The following is a 16,626-nucleotide window of genomic DNA, read 5'->3' as shown; positions in this document are numbered from 1 at the left end:
CATGGCCACCATCACAACGGATGTTCTGATTATCGGGACCGGACCTGCGGGGTCTGCAACGGCGGCTTTGCTGTCGAGCTATGGCGTCGAGAATATGGTCATCAACCGCTATCGCTGGCTGGCCAATACGCCGCGCGCGCATATCACCAATCAGCGCACGATGGAGGTGCTGCGCGACCTTGGTCACGAGGTCGAGGCCGAAGCCTATATGCATGCCGCGCACCAGGACTTGATGGGCGAAAACGTGTTCTGCGAAAGCCTCGCGGGCGAGGAAATCGGACGGATGAAAAGCTGGGGCAATCATCCACTGTCCAAGGCCGAGCACCTGCTGTCCAGCCCGACGATGATGAACGACCTTCCGCAAACATTCATGGAGCCGATCTTATTTGGCACGGCCTGCCGGCGAGGCACGCAAGCGCGGATGAGCACCGAATACTTGCGACATGAGCAAGACGCAGATGGTGTAACGACGACGTGTTTGGATCGCTTGTCGGGCGAAGAAATCACGATCCGGTCGAAATATCTGGTGGGCGCGGATGGGGGCAATTCTCTGGTCGCCGAACATACCGGTCTGCCTTTCGAAGGTCAGATGGGCGTCGGCGGGTCCATGAACATCCTGTTCCGGGCAGATCTCAGCAAATACGTCGCGCATCGGCCATCGGTCCTCTATTGGGTGATGCAACCCGGCGCGAATGTCGGTGGCATCGGCATGGGTCTGGTCCGCATGGTCCGCCCATGGAACGAATGGCTCATTGTTTGGGGCTATGACATCAACCAACCAGCGCCCGAAGTTGACGAGGCCATGGCAACGCAGGTAGCGCGCCAGCTTGTTGGCGACCCCGAGCTTGAGATCGAACTGATCAGCGCCAACACCTGGACCGTCAACAACATGTACGCGACCCATATGCAGAAAGATCGCGTCTTCATCATGGGCGACGCGGCGCACCGCCATCCGCCGTCAAACGGGCTTGGGTCGAACACGTCGATTCAGGATAGCTTCAACCTCGCCTGGAAACTGGCGGCTGTCCTGAAAGGTCATGCCGGAGAAAACCTGCTGGACAGCTACAGCGAAGAACGTGCGCCAGTGGCAAAGCAGATCGTCACACGGGCCAATCAATCCATCGGTGAATTCGGACCGATCTTTGAATCGCTCGGAATGGCCGAAGGCGTCGACCCAGAGGTCATGCAAAGCAACCTTGAGGCACGCTCAGGATCAACGCCTGAAGCCGCAGCACAAAGACAAGCCATCCGCGAGGCGATTGCCTTCAAGAAGTATGAGTTCGATGCACATGGCGTGGAAATGAACCAACGCTACGACTCCTGTGCGATTGAAACGGATGGTCAACCCAATCCCGGTTTTGATCAGGATGCCGAGCTGCACTACCAGCCGACGACATGGCCCGGTGCGCGCATTCCGCATGTCTGGGTGTTCGATCATGACACCGGGAACAAGCATTCAACGCTGGATCTGTGCGGTCGTGGAGAATTCACTGTGCTGACCGGGATTGGTGGCGAGGCATGGGTAAAAGCAGCCGAGATGATCGCGAAAGAGCTGGGCATGCCCATTCGCTGTCACGTTATCGGCCCGCGCCAGACCTATGTTGACCACACCGGGGATTGGGCGCGCGCGTCCGAGATTTCGGATACAGGCTGTTTGTTGGTCCGTCCTGATCAACATGTGGCGTGGCGCTCAGCCGATATGGTTGCGGATGCCGAAGCCGAACTGCGTCGCGCGCTGACAACAGTACTTTCGCGATGAGCCAATCTGGAGCAAACTTACACAAGTCAGGAGGCCAAAATGGACTCGCATGAGATGGGATACTTTACCGAAGAAAACTCGGCCGAGGTCGTCACCGCACGGAACAAAAACGCAGAAAGCGAACGGCTGAAGCAGGTGATGGAGGTCATCACGCGAAAGCTCCATGAAGCCGTGAAGGAAATTGAACCAACGCAGCAGGAATGGTTCGAGGCGATCATGTTCCTGACCAAGGTCGGGCACATGTGCGATGACTGGCGGCAGGAGTATATTCTGTTGTCCGACGTTCTGGGCGTGTCGATGCTGGTGGATGCCGTGAATTCTCGTCGCCCAACCGGAGCCTCCGAGAACACTGTGTTGGGCCCATTTCACGTTGGCGATGCCCCTGAATATGCAATGGGGCATAACATATGCCTTGATCAAAAGGGCGAAGATATGGTGGTGCGCGGGCGTGTGACAGACGTTGACGGCAAACCGTTGGAAGGCGTCAAAATCGACGTCTGGCAGGCAAACGACGAAGGGTTCTATGACGTTCAGCAAAAAGGCATCCAACCCGACTTTAACCTGCGCGGTGTTTTTAGAACGGGACCGGACGGAAAATACTGGTTCCGCGCTGTCAGGCCCAAACATTATTCTATTCCTGACGATGGCCCCGTCGGAGATTTGTTGAACCGGTTGGGTCGCCATCCGTTTCGCCCGGCCCATTTGCACTACATTGTGTCAAAGGAAGGGTATGACGAACTGACAACCCACATTTTTGACCCCGAGGACAAATACCTCCATTCGGATTCCGTTTTTGGTGTCAAAGAAAGCCTGATCGCCGAATTCCGCCGCGTCGATGACCCGACACGTTCTGCGGGAGTTGGCTTTGAGGGGCCCTATTGGGATGTCGAATTCGACTTTGTCCTCGCACCGAAAGAGGCCTGAAATGTCCGAACCTTGCATCATCTGTGTTGCAATAACCGGGTCCTTGCCGACCAAAGCCAACAACCCGGCAGTGCCCATAACAGTCGAAGAGCAAATCGAAAGCACACAGGCCGCTTTTGAGGCGGGTGCAGCTATCTGTCACGCACATGTGCGTAATGATGATGAAACGCCTTCAAGCGACCCGGAAAAGTTCGCAAGGTTGAAAGAGGGGCTGGAGAAACACTGCCCCGGTATGATCATTCAGTTTTCAACCGGAGGACGGTCCGGAGCGGGCAAGACGCGTGGTGGCATGTTGCCGTTGCGACCGGACATGGCCTCTTTGTCGGTAGGATCGAACAACTTCCCCACACGCGTCTACGAAAACCCGCCCGATCTGGTCGACTGGTTGGCGGCTGAGATGGTGACGTATGACATCAAGCCTGAGATCGAAGCCTTCGATCTCAGCCATATTCTGAAAGCGGCTGAGATGCACACGAAAGGGCAGATAAAAAACACGCCCTATGTGCAGTTCGTCATGGGTGTCAAAAACGCAATGCCTGCTGATCGGGACGTCTTTGATTTCTACGTGAAAACTGTCAACCGGCTGTTTCCGGGGGCACCTTGGTGTGCGGCCGGCATCGGTGCGCAACAAGAGGTTCTGAACCACTGGGCGATTTCCTCAGGTGGTCATGCGCGAACAGGGTTAGAAGATAACGTGCGCCTGGATCGCAATACGCTGGCACCATCAAACGCAGCGCTCGTGATGCGGACTGCTGAAATCTGCGCCCAGTACAATCGTCCGGTTGCCACAGTTGATCAGGCACGAGACATTCTGGGGCTGTAAATCGGGATTACGGACTATCAAGAAATGACTACCCCGGGCCAAAACGACAGGTCTAAGGCTCGAATTTACTTTGCGGCGGTGTTCGCTCAAGTTCTTGCGTGATCGGGATATGGTCGGCAACATCACCCGGCGGTAGCTGGAATTGACCTTTGAACCAATCCGCCGCCTTCCATGCCTTTTTGACTTGCTCAATCATGTCTCTGGACAATGAAACGAAGTTCCACCAGCCACAACGCACCTCCCTCAGCGATGCGCGTAAGGTTGCGATAAGACGCATACCCTATTCACCTGTGCGAACGCTTGTTTTGCCACCAGGTCCAAGGATCATCATTTGCCCCAGCAACTGAAAATGCACATCTGGCGAAAGTATGACACCGACGCAGAATGTCTCAGACTGCATCGTAATGGGGCTGGATTTTCCACAAGCCGCTCTTGGCTGTGTTCTGGCACACAGTAATCTCTGGGTATTTGTCTTCCGGCGCAGCTTCTCCAATTTCAAAAAAACAGCCTTCTGCACGATCGATAAGACAAACGGCAGCATCAAGACGACGTCGTGTTGCGAAGTTGTCAGCCTAAAATTTTGGTCGCCTGAATAGGTTTTCTCAGAATTCTCTTCTTCGCAGTAAATAAATTCGGATTTTTGACTTTGTTAAATAAGCGCGTACAATTTCAACAGCTTTAGACGCAAAATCCGCAAGTTGAGCCACCTTCACAGAGACGAAGAGAGAAATGCGGGTCGTACGGGAGGGGGATATGAGGAAACTATCTGTTTGGCTTTTTGCTTTCGTGTTGCTTACCGGCTGCTGGGAGAAGGAAGAAGAAGCGACCGAAACAACAATCCGACCTGTCAGAGCAACTGAGATTTCTGACCTTTCGAGTTTGCATGATCGTTACTTTGTGGGAACGGCCAGAGCTGCACGCGAAGTATCATTGGCCTTTCGCGTGCCGGGCAATGTTGTTGGCGTCGACGTTCAGGTTGGTGACCTTGTGACGAAAGGTGCTGTTGTCGCGGCCTTGGATCCGGCCCCCTACCAGGCTGAAGTCGATCGGCTTACTGCTGAGCTTGAGAGCGCGCAGGCGACGTTCGAAAACGCCAAATTGCAAACAGATCGGCAGCGATCGTTGGTTGAAAAAGATGTTGCCGCTCAGGCGACACTCGACCGGTTTGTTGCAGGCGAAACGTCGGCTCAGGCAGCAATCAATTCTGTTCAAGGCGCACTGGACAGAGCGACTTTGGATTTAACCTATACGAGCTTGGCCGCACCGTTCGATGGTCGTGTTGTCGCCAAATACATTGAAGATTTTGAAGAAGTCGCAGCACAAACTCCAGTGCTGCGCATTCTGGATGCCGAGCACATCGAAGTGGTGATCGATATCCCCGAACGATACATTGCCCTTATCCCGCACATTGAAGACATAACCGTCACTTTTGACGCTTTGGGGGACGTTGTTCTACCCGCAGAAATTAGTGAGATTGGATCAGAGGCTTCGGCGACGACACGAACATTTCCTGTCACATTGATAATGGAGCAGCCCGAAGACGCACTTGTTCTTCCGGGTATGGCAGGGCGCGTTCGCGGAAAACCAAAGGAAGGGCACGAACCATTCGATGCGATCATGGTTCCTGCCAGCGCGGTTTTCGTGCCTGAAGGGGAAACCGATCCGCATGTCTGGGTATTTGATACCGGCTCAGAAACTGTAACGGCAAGGAAGGTTTCGCTTGGCACTCCACGGTCGCAAGGGGTGGCCGTTAGCGAGGGGCTGGAATTTGGTGACGTGGTTGTCACTGCCGGGGCAAACTCTCTGCGAGAAGGTCAGAAAGTTTCGCTGCTTTCTGAGGACACGGACTAATGGGTTTGGCGGCTTTTTCGATCCGCAACGCCAAATTTGTTTGGTTCACTGTCGTCATGCTCACGTTGGGCGGCATTTCAGCATTCTTTAGCCTTGGGCAGTTGGAAGACCCCGAATTCACAATCAAGACTGCTGTTGTGACCACCCTCTATCCCGGTGCCAGCCCGGCCGAAGTTGAGCAGGAGGTTACCGAACGGATCGAACTAAAACTCCAAGAGATCAAAGAGATTGACTACATCTCGAGCGAAAGCAGAGCGGGTGTGTCGACAATCATAGTCGAGATCCGCCCGAACTATTGGTCGGATCAACTACCGCAGATCTGGGACACGTTGCGTCGCAAAGTCAGAGACGTTGAAACAGACCTTCCACCAGGCGCTGGTCGTCCTGCGATCAATGATGATTTCGGTGATGTTTTCGGTCTACTTCTGGCGATGACGTCTGATGGCTTCTCCGCCCGCGAGCTTGACGATTTTGCCGAAGACTTCAAACGAGAGCTTTCGTTGATCGACGGCGTCGGCCGAGTCGATCTTTGGGGGGATCGCGATAGGGTCATCTATTTGGAGACACGGGAAGAAGCCTTGGCAGCATTGGGTGTTTCGGCTCAGACCATCCTCAATACCTTGCAAACCCAAAACGCGATTGTGGATGCAGGCCGCGTAAATATCGGCGACTATCGCATGCGCATTGCGCCAAGCGGCACATTCACCAGCCCGAAAGACATCGCTGATTTGGTTGTTCGGCCAAGCGGTCTGGACCAAGCTCAAAGCGGCCAGCGCCGTGGACCAGAGTTACTAAGGCTTGGTGAAATCGTTGAGGTCCAGGAAGGCTATGCTGATCCACCGACGACCATGATGCGTTATAACGGCCTTCCGTCTATTGGTTTGGCGATATCCTTCCAGTCTGGTGTCAACGTTGTCAGCGTTGGTGAGGCCGTAGACGCCAGAGTAACGGAACTGATCGCAGGCCTGCCGGTAGGCATCGAGGTAGAACGGGTTCATTGGCAATCTGACGACGTGAATCTGGCAGTCAGCAGCTTCTTAGTCAGCCTTGGACAAGCTGTCGCGATTGTTCTGGTCGTTTTGACCCTGGCGATGGGTGTTCGCATGGGCATCATAATAGGTAGCGGATTGATCCTGACGATACTTGCCACCTTTATCCCGCTCGCGATGCTAGGAATAGATCTTCAGCGCATGTCCTTGGGCGCGTTGATCATTGCGCTTGGTATGATGGTCGATAACTCGATCGTGGTTGCAGATGGAGCCATGGTTCGAATGTCACAGGGAATGGACCGGGCGAAAGCCGCTATCGACGCTGCCACGCGCCCCGCTATGTCTCTGCTTGGGGCAACATTCGTTGCAGTTATGGCGTTCTACCCGATCTTTGCGTCAGTTGAGAGCGCAGGAGAATACTGCCGGACGCTGTTTTCGGTGGTCGGAATTGCGTTGTTGGTCAGTTGGTTGTTATCGATGACAGTCACGCCTTTACAGTGTGTTGCCATGCTGCCGGACCCAAAGGGTGGAGCCAAAGAGACCTTTGACACCGGTCTATACGCCGTTTACCGCCGCTTTCTGGCCGCTGCGATCCGGGTTCGCTATCTGACGATCGGAGTGGCCGTCGCTGCGCTGGTTATTGCCGGGATCGGGTTTGGGACCGTTACACAGTTGTTCTTCCCGACCTCTTCGATGACCAAGTACATGATCGACTATTACGCCCCTGAAGGAACCCGGATCGAAGCGGTTTCCGAAGCCATCACGCGGATCGAAGCGCAGGTGGAAATGGATGATCGCGTGACCGGTATCGCAAGCTTTATCGGCGCTGGCCCGCCGCGTTTCTACTTGCCGGTCGACCCTGAAGGAACAAACCCGTCCTACGCGCAAGTCATCGTGAACGTCGAGGATTATCGCGACATTCCAGAGATGACCAAAGAGATCTCGCTTTGGATTGCAGCCAATATGCCCGAGGCGACCTCCTTCACACGTCAATTCGGTGTGGGGCCCAGCAATACTTGGGCGTTCGAAAACCGCATCATCGGCCCAGCGGATGCCGATCCTGAGACTTTACGCGAAATTGGCGACAGAGCCGTCGCGATACTGGATCAGCACCCATGGACAAAGGTAGCACGCACCGATTGGCGCAACCGTGTCCTGAAAACAGTCCCCGACTATGACCAGGATCGGGCACGATGGACCGGCATCACATACGAAGATCTTGGAAATACGACAAAGCGTGCATTCGACGGACGCTCGGTCGGCCTCTACCGCGAAGGTGACGAGTTGTTGCCCATCATTGTTCGACCTGGCGCGGACGACGTGGCTGCCGTGGATAACTTTGAACTGCTGCAACTGCAGTCACCGTTTTCTGTCGAGCCTGTTCCACTGGCGCAGGTTGTTCGCGGTGTGAATATCCAACCCGAGGACCCCACGATCAATCGCCGCGACCGGCGCCGTGTTTTGACCGTTCAGGCCAATCCGATCGACAGTGTCACTCTGCCCAGCTATCGCGCTGCAGTTCTCGCTGATTTTGACGCTTTGGAGGCTGACTTGCCGCCGGGCTATAGCATGGAATGGGGCGGAGAATACGAAGACACGGTGTCTGCGCAAGCGTCCTTGATTCCGGGGATGATACCTGCGTTTTCGATCATGGCGCTTATCGTCGTCGGACTATTCAACTCATACCGCAGACCGCTGGTCATTTTCCTGACCGTGCCGTTTGTGCTGATAGGCATTGTTCCGAGCTTGCTGCTCACGAATACACCTTTTGGGTTCGTAGCACTGCTGGGGGGCATGAGCCTGGCGGGCATGATGATCAAAAACGCAATCGTTCTGATCGACCAGATCAACGATAACTTGGCCGAAGGTCAGCCGGGCTATGACGCGGTTTTGAATGCAGGGGCCTCACGGCTTCGCCCCGTGGTACTGGCCGCGGCCACGACAGTTCTGGGTGTGATACCGCTGCTGCCGGACGTGTTCTGGGTGGGTCTTGCCGTTACGATCATGGGCGGGCTAACGGTGGGCACGATGCTCACAATGATATTGGTCCCGGTTTTGTTCGCCACGCTGAGTGGCATTCGACATTCACCGAAAGCCGTTTGATATCGCCTTTCAAACGGTCTTTAGATCGCCTTTGCAAAGCAGGCGGCTTTTGAGTTTAGGTATTAATTTCTGGGGGGAGTAAATTGGACAATACGGTACTGTACTTCTTAGTTGGCATCTTCGTGGTTGGTCTAATCTCGTTGGGATACTTCGCCAGAGGTAGCGGAGCGCTTTGGGTGATTGTGGTGTTGTTGAGTGTGTTGGTGGTAATGATTGCATTTTTTGGAGGTTACTTCGGCGAAACTCCCAAGTGAGGCTGGTTGCGGGAAGCACCAGTTGAACCGAGCACATGGCTCTTTGCTCCAAGCTTTTGCTTTTCGATCGAATAGATGGATTGCCTGTTTTAGCTCACCACTTCTTTCATGGTGGCCGGGGTTGCGGCATGGCACCTGCTAAGTGGTAATCGCGCGGCCGAGGTCACCCGCATGTTCTCGATGGCAAAGTGGATGGCCGTTCTGGTCACCCCTCTGCAGATCGTTGCTGGCGATCTTCATGGTTTAAACACACTGGAGCATCAGCCGCAGAAAGTGATGGCGATGGAGGGCCCGTATTGAGGCCCAGATCAACCGCTACCACCCTCAACGGTGCCAGACTGTGCCGGGTAATGGCTGAAAAAGTGCCAGTTTGAACGTTTCAGGTCGGACAGACTTCAAGATGCGTCCAAGTTTTGGCCAATCGTTCAACCAGATTGGGGTCTTCGATGGATCGAACACCATGACCGATCCTCTGCGGGTTCAGCTTTTCAATTGTCTCTACGACGCTGTCTCGCCCGCATTGGCAATGCAATTCAGACCGGCTTATCTGACAAGTTTGAAGGCTGGAATATGCGTATCAATCGAAAAATTGGCATCATCGCCTGCAAGGTCGATAGCTACAACGCCTTGTTTCGCGTATTTGCGACCAAGTCTTGCAACCTCTTTCCCTTGCTCTTTGTCCGTCGTCAGGGGTTTTGGGACAGATGGCGTCCTGAGCTAAGAGAGGATCTGGCTCATCTGGTTGGCTTGATTATGCGGCGGATTTGGGGTGAAGCAAGCATCGCGTTTCGATAGTCTTCCGTTTGATCCTTTCTCGTTGTTTAAAGACGGCCTGGCCGCGCCCGAAGTAGACATCGGCCGGGGTGAGGTTTTGCAAGCTCTCGTGATAGCGCCGGTGATTGTAATGATCGACAAAGGCATCGATCTTTTACCTGAGATCACCGTGCAGGTAATAGTTCTCCAGCAGGATGCGGTTCTTCAGGGTCTGGTGCCAGCGCTCGATCTTGCCCTGGGTCTGCGGGTGATAGGGCGCACCCCGGACATGATCCATCTGCCGATCCACCAGCCATTCGGCCAGTTCACCCGAGATGTAACTCGACCCATTATCCGAGAGCAGGCGCGGCTTATGCCGAACCGTTGCCTGATCACAGCCCCAGGCCTGCAACGCCAGATCCAGCGTGTCGGTCACGTCGCCCGCCTTCATCGTGGTGCAGAGCTTCCAGGCGATGATGTAGCGGCTGTAGTCGTCGAGGATAGTGCTGAGATAGAACCAGCCCCAGCCGATAACCTTGAGATAAGTAAAATCTGTCTGCCAAAGCTGGTTTGGCCGATTGGTCTTATCCCGGAACTCGTCAGCCGCAGACACCACCACAAAGGCCGGACTGGAGATCAGGTCGTAGGATTTCAGGATGCGATAGGCTGAAGCCTCTGACACAAAGTACTTTTCCGTGTCGGTGAAGCGCGCAGCCAACTCGCGCGGCGACAAATCGCTTTAATTCAGGGCCAGGTCCTTGATCTTCTCTCGAACCGGCTCGGGAATGCGGTTCCAGACCCGGGACGGTTTGGGACTGCGATCCTCAAGTGCTTCGGGCCCACCCGACAGATACTGGCCATACCAGCGATAGAAGGTGGTCCTGGGGATGCCCAGCTTGTCCAACGTGCGTTTCGTCGGAAGGCGCGACCCTTCGACGGGGCGAATGATCTCCAGTTTCTCGAATGAGGGATACCTCATTCGTCGTCGCCCCCATCCCCGAGCATGCTTTTTTTGAGAAGGCGTAGTTCCAGGGCCTGTTCGGCCACAACCTCTTTCAGGTCCCGTGCCTCACGGCGAAGACCTTTGACCTCATTAGACGTTGCCTCACGGGCTGTGTCCCCGGCCAGGCGTTTCTTCCCGGCTTCGAGGAACTCCTTCGACCAGCTATGATACAGGCTCTGAGCGATGCCCTCGCGACGGCACAGCTCGACAATACTGTCCTCGCCCTTCAGGCCGTCCAGTACGATCCTGATCTTCTCTTCGGCAGAATACTGTTTGCGTGTGGCACGGCGGATGTCCTTAACAACCTTCTCGCCGTGGCTTTGGCGTGTTCCGGGTTTCTGTCTCAACTCCACTCCTTGGTGGTTACGATGTGCCAGAAACCCTCTCTTATAAAATCACCCCAAAATGTCCCATTGGCGCTGACGTCAGACAGGCCAGGGCGATTTCATGATCGCCTGCACATCTCGACGCGCCAACATGCAAGGATCGTCCGCGACTGGGTGACATCGTTCAGTCTCGAGGCGAGCGCCTACGGCGCCCATCCAATGAGGAGAAACAAAGTCACTCAGATTTTCACGAAGACCGGAAACCGTTGAACTGTTCGGCTCCTTCTTGGCTACACCAAGATGGACAGCACCGCCCGATACCTTGGTGTGGAAATTGAGAATGCCCTGGCTATCGCCGAAACCATTGAAATCTAGGACGTGGGGCCGTCTGAGAGGGGCGGCCCAAAAGAGATATTCCCCGTCCCTACGCGTTGCTGTGTTCGCCGCCCGTGTTGCCGACAATCGCTACGAGCGCAAGATTGGACACCAGAGAACTCAGTAAAGGCAGGTATTGCTGACGACGGTCGGATTGAGTGGTTCAGTTACTGGTGGTCGTATAGCCTCGCAAAAGGTATTCAGTAGATGGGAGGGAAAACGTGGAGAGAAAGCTGGCGGTTATACTGGTGGCCGATATGGTCGGCTATACAGCCCGAATGGAGCGGGACGAAACCGGCACGCTTGAAACTCTGTCAGCCCACATGACTGAATTTGTCATCCCGCTTGTTGAACGGAATCGCGGCAAAGTCATAAAATTGCTTGGGGATGGCCTTTTGGCTCAATTCGAAAGCGCCTCAGATGCCGTTTCTTGCGCGCTTGATTGGCAAAAAGCACCGCCAGACGGCAGTGATCCACTTTGCTTCCGCATAGGCATCAATCTAGGTGATATAATTTTGCGCGATGGAGACGTGTTCGGCTCAGGTGTGAATTTGGCTTCACGTCTGGAACAACTCGCTCCACCCGGTGGCGTGCTTGTGTCTGACGCAGTGTATCGCGCCGCAGGCAATCGTCTGACAATCTCTTGGGAAGACGCGGGGACTTTCAATGTCAAGAACGTTGCCGAGCCCGTACACGCATGGCGGTTTGGCGGATCGGACAGGGACCACAACCAACGGCCGCATTCGGAAGCAAAACTAAAACCGACAATCGCTGTTTTGCCGTTCCACAATATGAGCAACGATCCAGAACAGATTTTTTTTAGCGATGGCATAGCAGAAGACATCATCACCGGCTTGTCGCGTTTTCGCACTCTCCAGTTGGTCTCAAGAAACGCCTCCTTTCGTTTTAGAAGCCAAGAGGCCAATCCGGCTGAAACCGCGGAAGCTTTGGGTGCGGATTATCTTGTGCAAGGCAGTGTACGGAAGGCAGGGAGCCGCGTCAGGATTTCGGTACAGCTTTCCGACGCTAATTCCGGATCACAATTATGGTCGGATCGATATGTTCATGAATTGGAGGACGTTCTGGAGGTTCAAGACGATGTGACACGAAGCATCGTGGCGGTCCTTCCCGGGCGCGTCCAGCACGATGTAGCCGATCGTTCAACCAGAAAGCCGGAAAATGAAATGAAGGCTTACGAGCTGATGCTGAAGGGCAAAGCCCTTCGCGACGGCCTGAATGCACGCGATACTGCAAAAGCTCGGGCCCTGCTGGAACGGGCCGTCGCTCTCGATCCGTCAATCGCGAGGTCATTCATGTACCTCTCAGATACATATGTCATAGATCTTTGGCTGGGATTGGCGGACTCTGACGCGGCAGACCATGCATTGCATATCGCTCGAAAGGGAGCGGCGTTGGATAACCAGGATGTCTACATCCAGGACCAACTCGGTTTCGCCTATTTGTGCGCCGGCCTTTGGACGGAGGCTGAAACCCAGTTTGAAAAAACGCTGTCTTTGATCGAAACCGAGGCGGAGTCCATGGCTTGGTGCGGATACGCGTTTCTTTTGCTTGGAAGGCATGAGAAGGCGCGAGACGTCGTTTCTGAGGCAATGCAGATGGATCCTCTGCACCCCCCGGCTATCGACTGGATAATGGGACAGATACAATTCTTCTGTGAAGACTTTGAAGCGGCCCTCGGGTTACTGATGGGAGAGGCCCGACTCAATTCCTTGGCGACGGCTTTCGTGGCTGCCTCCTTCGCGAAGCTTGGTCGCCAGGTCGAAGCCGAGGCAGCCCTACTTGACTTCACAACCGAACGTCGCGACGAACTCATGAGCCGAGACATCCAAGTAAATGAAGAAACTGTTTCTGCCCTCGCTCGTGGATTCCAGACCATGTGGCGGCGACCAGATGATTTCGGACGCCTTGCTGCTGGTCTGCGTGCGGCCGGTTTGCCCAGCTGAACTCAAGCGTAAAAAACACGTTGCAACTCAGTCGGGCTCGAAGCAGACCCTGGACGCATTATAACCTTTGGGGCTCAGACATATTCCGCTTGGACGAGGACGGCCCAACCCGGTCATTCAATTGAGTATTGCAATGCTGCACTTGCATTAGGCATCGCGGACATTGTTTTGAGGCATTGGCTTATGGGTTTCGCAGATAGGCGCATGTTACAGGGGCTGTTTTTTGGCGTGATGTACTCCAAACACGGCTCGTTGCAGGTTCTAGCCGCGGACCAGATGGCCACCGTCTATGTCCAGGACGGTGCCGGTCAGGAAGCCATTTGTCATCGCCAGGATAACGGCTTGCGCAACCTCTTCCGCCACTCCGACGCGTCCGACGGGCAAGCTGGCGCCGACTTTAGCATACATATCGTCTCGTGCCTCGTCCGGCATCACAGCATAGGCTTCCGTGGCGACCATGCCGGGACTGATGCAGTTCACACGCGCCCGTCCAGACAGTTCAAGCGCCAGCCCCTTGGCCAGTGCCTCGACCGCGGCATTTACAGCACCAAGACCTGTCGCGCCGGCAGACGGGCAGCGGCTGAGCACACCGGAAAAGAACGTAACGGACCCACCTTTGACCAACGCGGGTAACACTTCGCGCGCAGCCATATAGGGGCCGATAAACTTGGCCTCGAACATGGTGCGCAGATCGTCTGTGGGCAGCTCGGTGAACGCCCCATGCGCAGCACTTGAAGCAGAGATCACCAAATGATCCACCGGCCCCAGCCCTCTGGCCCAGGAGGTGACGCCCGCCTCATCGGTCGTATCAACTGGCGCGATCTGCGCTCCGTTCCCGATTTCGACTGCAGCGGCCTGCATCTTGGCAACGCTTCGGCTGGCAATCGTAACCTTCGCGCCAAGGGCCGCAGCCATCTTTGCGGTAGCCTTCCCGATGCCGCTGCTACCACCGACGATGACGATATGCTTGCTTTTCAGCTCGGTTTCGAAAACCGTACTCATTGCTATGTCTCCTCTCCTTGTTGGGTCGGTCAGTCGATGCTCAGCACCAATTTGCCCGTGGTTTCGCCGGCTTCCAGACGACGATGCGCCTCGGCAGCTTGATCAATGGACAGGGTCGCGACCTGCGGACGCAGAACGCCCGTTTCAAGCAGATTAAACACTGTGGCCATGTCCGTGTTGAACTGATCGGGTCGGTTACCGAAATATGTGTATATGTCGCTGACCCGAACTGAGACGGATTTCTGAAAGTGCTTCGCCAAATCCTCGGCAAAACTGCCTGCGGGCGGACCGGCAAGGAACCCAAACAGAACTGCGGTGCCCAGAGGTGCCAGAACGTCGAGATCTGATTTAATAGACTCGCCCGAGATTGGGTTCAGCGTCAGATCCACGCCGCATCCTTCGGTAATTTCCATCACCCGCTGGGTGACATCTTCGGTGCGATAGTCGATAACGTGATCAGCACCTTGATCCTTCGCATACCCAACCTTGTCAGTGCTGGTCGAGGCGATCACCGTCATGCCCAGGTGTTTCGCGATATGCAGCGCCATGGTGCCGACACCTCCGGCTGCCGCATGAACAAGAACGGAATTACCAGCCGTTGCGCCGCCCAGATTGACCAGCATGTGATAAGCAGTCATCCCGTTGACGGGGATTGCGGCTGCGGTTTCGAAATCCACGGCGTCGGCCAACCGTGTGATGCAGGGCGCAGCGATCACCGAATGCGTCCCATATCCACCGGCTCCAATCGGTCCCATCCATGCCACTCGGTCCCCAACAGAGAAGCCTTGCACCCCCTCACCCAGCGCCTCTACAACTCCGGCCCCTTCGACCCCAGGGACATGCGGCAGATCAGGCATCATCCCCTCAGGCATCTCGCCGCAACGGATGATGGTGTCGATAAAGTTGACCGCCCCGGCTTTGTTCCGGATCAGGACTTCCCCAGCATTTGGGGTTGGGGTCGTACGGCTGGTTTTGCGTAAAACATCCGGCTTGCCGGTCTGGGTGATTTCAACTGCGAAAGGCATCATCTGTCTCCTTCTGTTGCGCAGAAGGTAGAGGTCCGCAAATTCAATGATAATAGTTGATATTGAAACTTATAATCCCAACAATAGGATAATGATCTATAACGACCTTGCCCTGTTCACTGTAGTCGCCGACCATCTCAGCTTTTCCAAGGCCGCAGACCGCTTGGGGATACCGCTTAGCCGGGTCAGCCGCAGGATCGCAGAGTTGGAAGACTACCTGGGCACTAAACTGTTCGAGCGGACAACCCGACAGGTTCGCCTGACTGAAGAGGGTCGCCGTCTTCTCGGCATTTGTCAGGGCCCGGTCGAGGCGCTTCAAGGTGTTGTGGGCTTTGCCGACGATACCAAACGCCACAGAATCCGAGTTACGGCACCACCGCTTGCTGCTCGGACAACCATCGGCCCGCGCTTGCTGGATTTTGCGCAACAGAATCCAGGTGTGGAACTCGAATTGACGACAACAAATCTCATGATGGATTTCTTTCGCGACAATATTGATCTGGCCTTTCGGGTCGGCCCGCTGACAGATTCCAGCCTTGTCGCGAAACGGCTATGGTCGATCCCTTACTGCTTTTGCGCCGGTTTGGGTTTCATCCACGAGCATAGGTTGGATAGGCCGATATCCAGACCGGATCTTCTTGTTTTGCCCGCGCTTGCAGCTGGTCAGCCCTGGGTGCTTGAGAGCGGGGAAACATTGCACCCAAAGCACACCGCACACAGCTTATCCGACCTTGATGTCATTGCGCTGGCCGCCCGCCGTAATCTGGGTGTCGCGATGCTGCCATTGGATATGGTGGACGGAGACCTGCAGCAGTTGCAGGTCACAGACACCCTGCCTTTGACCCGGAACATGTTCGCCGTCTATCCCAGCCACCGCCTTTTACCAGCGCGGGTCAGGAAGCTGATTGACTTCATGGCACGCGGCTGAACCTACCAATCAATTGGGACTCCGTCGCGAAAGAACCCTCCCGTCGCGCCGCCTTTGGGCAAATTCGCTGCCCAGGCTGTACCTTTCGTCCCCTCAGAAAAAGGGCGGTGACCGCCCATATCCGTGGCGACCCAGCCGGGGGATGCGGCGTTGACGAGAATGCCATGAGGATTCGACGCGGCAGCGGTTTTGATAGTCACAGCATTCAGCACCGCTTTGGAGATACCATAGCCGGGCTTGCCGGCCAGGACCCCGCAGCAGACGACACGTTGACGATCCGAGCGCCCTCAGCGCGCCGCAAAAGCAGCACAAAGATCAAGGACCGAGAGCTGTGGCAAGTCTCGGAATTGTTGCGGATCAAGGAACACACCAAATCCGGACCATACAAAGCATTCAAACTTCGCCGGGTCCAGCGTGAGAACAACGTCATCAGACTAATCGTACCATCGCCAACTCGAGCGTATCCCGACAGGAGTGACGAAAATACCTCCTTGCAAATCATGAAATCACGCAACTTGCCGCCCCGCCAGTGCTGAACCTTATGCGC

The 16,626-nt window shown here is 55.2% G+C and carries 12 protein-coding genes and 3 pseudogenes; 9 read left to right on the top strand and 6 right to left on the bottom strand.

Annotation, left to right across the window (positions count from 1 at the left end):
• The first annotated feature begins 1 nt into the window (after position 1).
• The 3 genes from GOV91_RS13735 to GOV91_RS13725 are packed head-to-tail and all read left to right on the top strand — an operon-like array spanning position 2 to position 3,506.
• On the top strand, positions 2–1,759 hold the full coding sequence (locus GOV91_RS13735; RefSeq protein ID WP_171235924.1) for an FAD-dependent monooxygenase: 1,758 nt from the start codon (positions 2–4) through the stop codon (positions 1,757–1,759).
• A 39-nt stretch (positions 1,760–1,798) separates the two neighbouring features.
• Entirely contained in the window at positions 1,799–2,683 is an 885-nt protein-coding gene (locus tag GOV91_RS13730) for an intradiol ring-cleavage dioxygenase (RefSeq protein ID WP_171182531.1), read from the top strand.
• 1 nt (position 2,684) lies between these two features.
• On the top strand, positions 2,685–3,506 hold the full coding sequence (locus GOV91_RS13725; protein ID WP_171235923.1) for a 3-keto-5-aminohexanoate cleavage protein: 822 nt from the start codon (positions 2,685–2,687) through the stop codon (positions 3,504–3,506).
• A gap of 52 nt (positions 3,507–3,558) precedes the next feature.
• On the opposite strand, the gene GOV91_RS13720 is transcribed toward GOV91_RS13725, so the two are convergent.
• Positions 3,559–3,783 carry a hypothetical protein gene (locus tag GOV91_RS13720; protein WP_171235922.1) on the bottom strand — a complete coding sequence of 75 codons (225 nt, stop codon included), beginning with the start codon at positions 3,781–3,783 and terminating at the stop codon, positions 3,559–3,561.
• A 476-nt stretch (positions 3,784–4,259) separates the two neighbouring features.
• Here GOV91_RS13720 and GOV91_RS13715 point away from each other — a divergent pair, with 476 nt between their 5' ends.
• The 3 genes and pseudogenes from GOV91_RS13715 to GOV91_RS13705 form a co-directional block, all read left to right on the top strand.
• Complete coding sequence (locus GOV91_RS13715) at positions 4,260–5,357, top strand: efflux RND transporter periplasmic adaptor subunit (RefSeq protein WP_171181793.1); 1,098 nt, start codon at positions 4,260–4,262, stop codon at positions 5,355–5,357.
• Positions 5,357–8,449, top strand: a complete 3,093-nt coding sequence (locus GOV91_RS13710; protein WP_171235921.1) for an efflux RND transporter permease subunit — start codon at positions 5,357–5,359, stop codon at positions 8,447–8,449. Before GOV91_RS13715 ends, GOV91_RS13710 begins: the two co-directional genes overlap by 1 nt.
• 347 nt (positions 8,450–8,796) lie before the next feature.
• Positions 8,797–9,000 (top strand): annotated as a pseudogene (locus GOV91_RS13705) (cytochrome ubiquinol oxidase subunit I); the annotation flags it as partial.
• A gap of 82 nt (positions 9,001–9,082) precedes the next feature.
• Here the strand turns inward: GOV91_RS13705 and GOV91_RS22575 are convergent.
• Together GOV91_RS22575 and GOV91_RS13695 are read right to left on the bottom strand one after the other, a co-directional pair.
• A complete protein-coding gene (locus GOV91_RS22575; protein WP_217352036.1) occupies positions 9,083–9,235 on the bottom strand; it encodes a hypothetical protein in 153 nt (50 codons plus the stop codon).
• A 219-nt stretch (positions 9,236–9,454) separates the two neighbouring features.
• Positions 9,455–10,806, bottom strand: a pseudogene (locus tag GOV91_RS13695) (IS3 family transposase).
• An 87-nt stretch (positions 10,807–10,893) separates the two neighbouring features.
• On the opposite strand from GOV91_RS13695, the pseudogene GOV91_RS22730 reads away from it, so the two are divergent.
• Positions 10,894–11,160 (top strand): annotated as a pseudogene (locus tag GOV91_RS22730) (integrase); the annotation flags it as partial.
• A 221-nt stretch (positions 11,161–11,381) separates the two neighbouring features.
• A complete protein-coding gene (locus GOV91_RS13690) occupies positions 11,382–13,124 on the top strand; it encodes an adenylate/guanylate cyclase domain-containing protein (RefSeq protein ID WP_171235920.1) in 1,743 nt (580 codons plus the stop codon).
• A gap of 261 nt (positions 13,125–13,385) precedes the next feature.
• On the opposite strand, the gene GOV91_RS13685 is transcribed toward GOV91_RS13690, so the two are convergent.
• Together GOV91_RS13685 and GOV91_RS13680 are read right to left on the bottom strand one after the other, a co-directional pair.
• The gene (locus GOV91_RS13685; protein WP_171235919.1) at positions 13,386–14,126 is read right to left on the bottom strand and encodes an SDR family oxidoreductase; all 741 of its coding nucleotides are present in this window, start codon (positions 14,124–14,126) and stop codon (positions 13,386–13,388) included.
• A gap of 29 nt (positions 14,127–14,155) precedes the next feature.
• Complete coding sequence (locus GOV91_RS13680; protein WP_171235918.1) at positions 14,156–15,151, bottom strand: zinc-binding dehydrogenase; 996 nt, start codon at positions 15,149–15,151, stop codon at positions 14,156–14,158.
• Between the two features lie 91 nt (positions 15,152–15,242).
• On the opposite strand from GOV91_RS13680, the gene GOV91_RS13675 reads away from it, so the two are divergent.
• Positions 15,243–16,079: a LysR family transcriptional regulator gene (locus GOV91_RS13675; RefSeq protein ID WP_171235917.1), complete on the top strand. Its 837-nt coding sequence runs from the start codon at positions 15,243–15,245 to the stop codon at positions 16,077–16,079.
• Between the two features lie 2 nt (positions 16,080–16,081).
• Here the strand turns inward: GOV91_RS13675 and GOV91_RS22935 are convergent, their stop codons facing one another.
• Positions 16,082–16,279, bottom strand: a complete 198-nt coding sequence (locus GOV91_RS22935; protein ID WP_371732323.1) for a hypothetical protein — start codon at positions 16,277–16,279, stop codon at positions 16,082–16,084.
• Positions 16,280–16,626: the final 347 nt, after the last annotated feature.

This window comes from Ruegeria sp. HKCCA6837, assembly GCF_013034475.1.
Taxonomy (GTDB): domain Bacteria; phylum Pseudomonadota; class Alphaproteobacteria; order Rhodobacterales; family Rhodobacteraceae; genus Ruegeria.
Note: the sequence above shows the minus strand (reverse complement) of the source record. Positions and strands in the feature narration are given on the sequence as shown.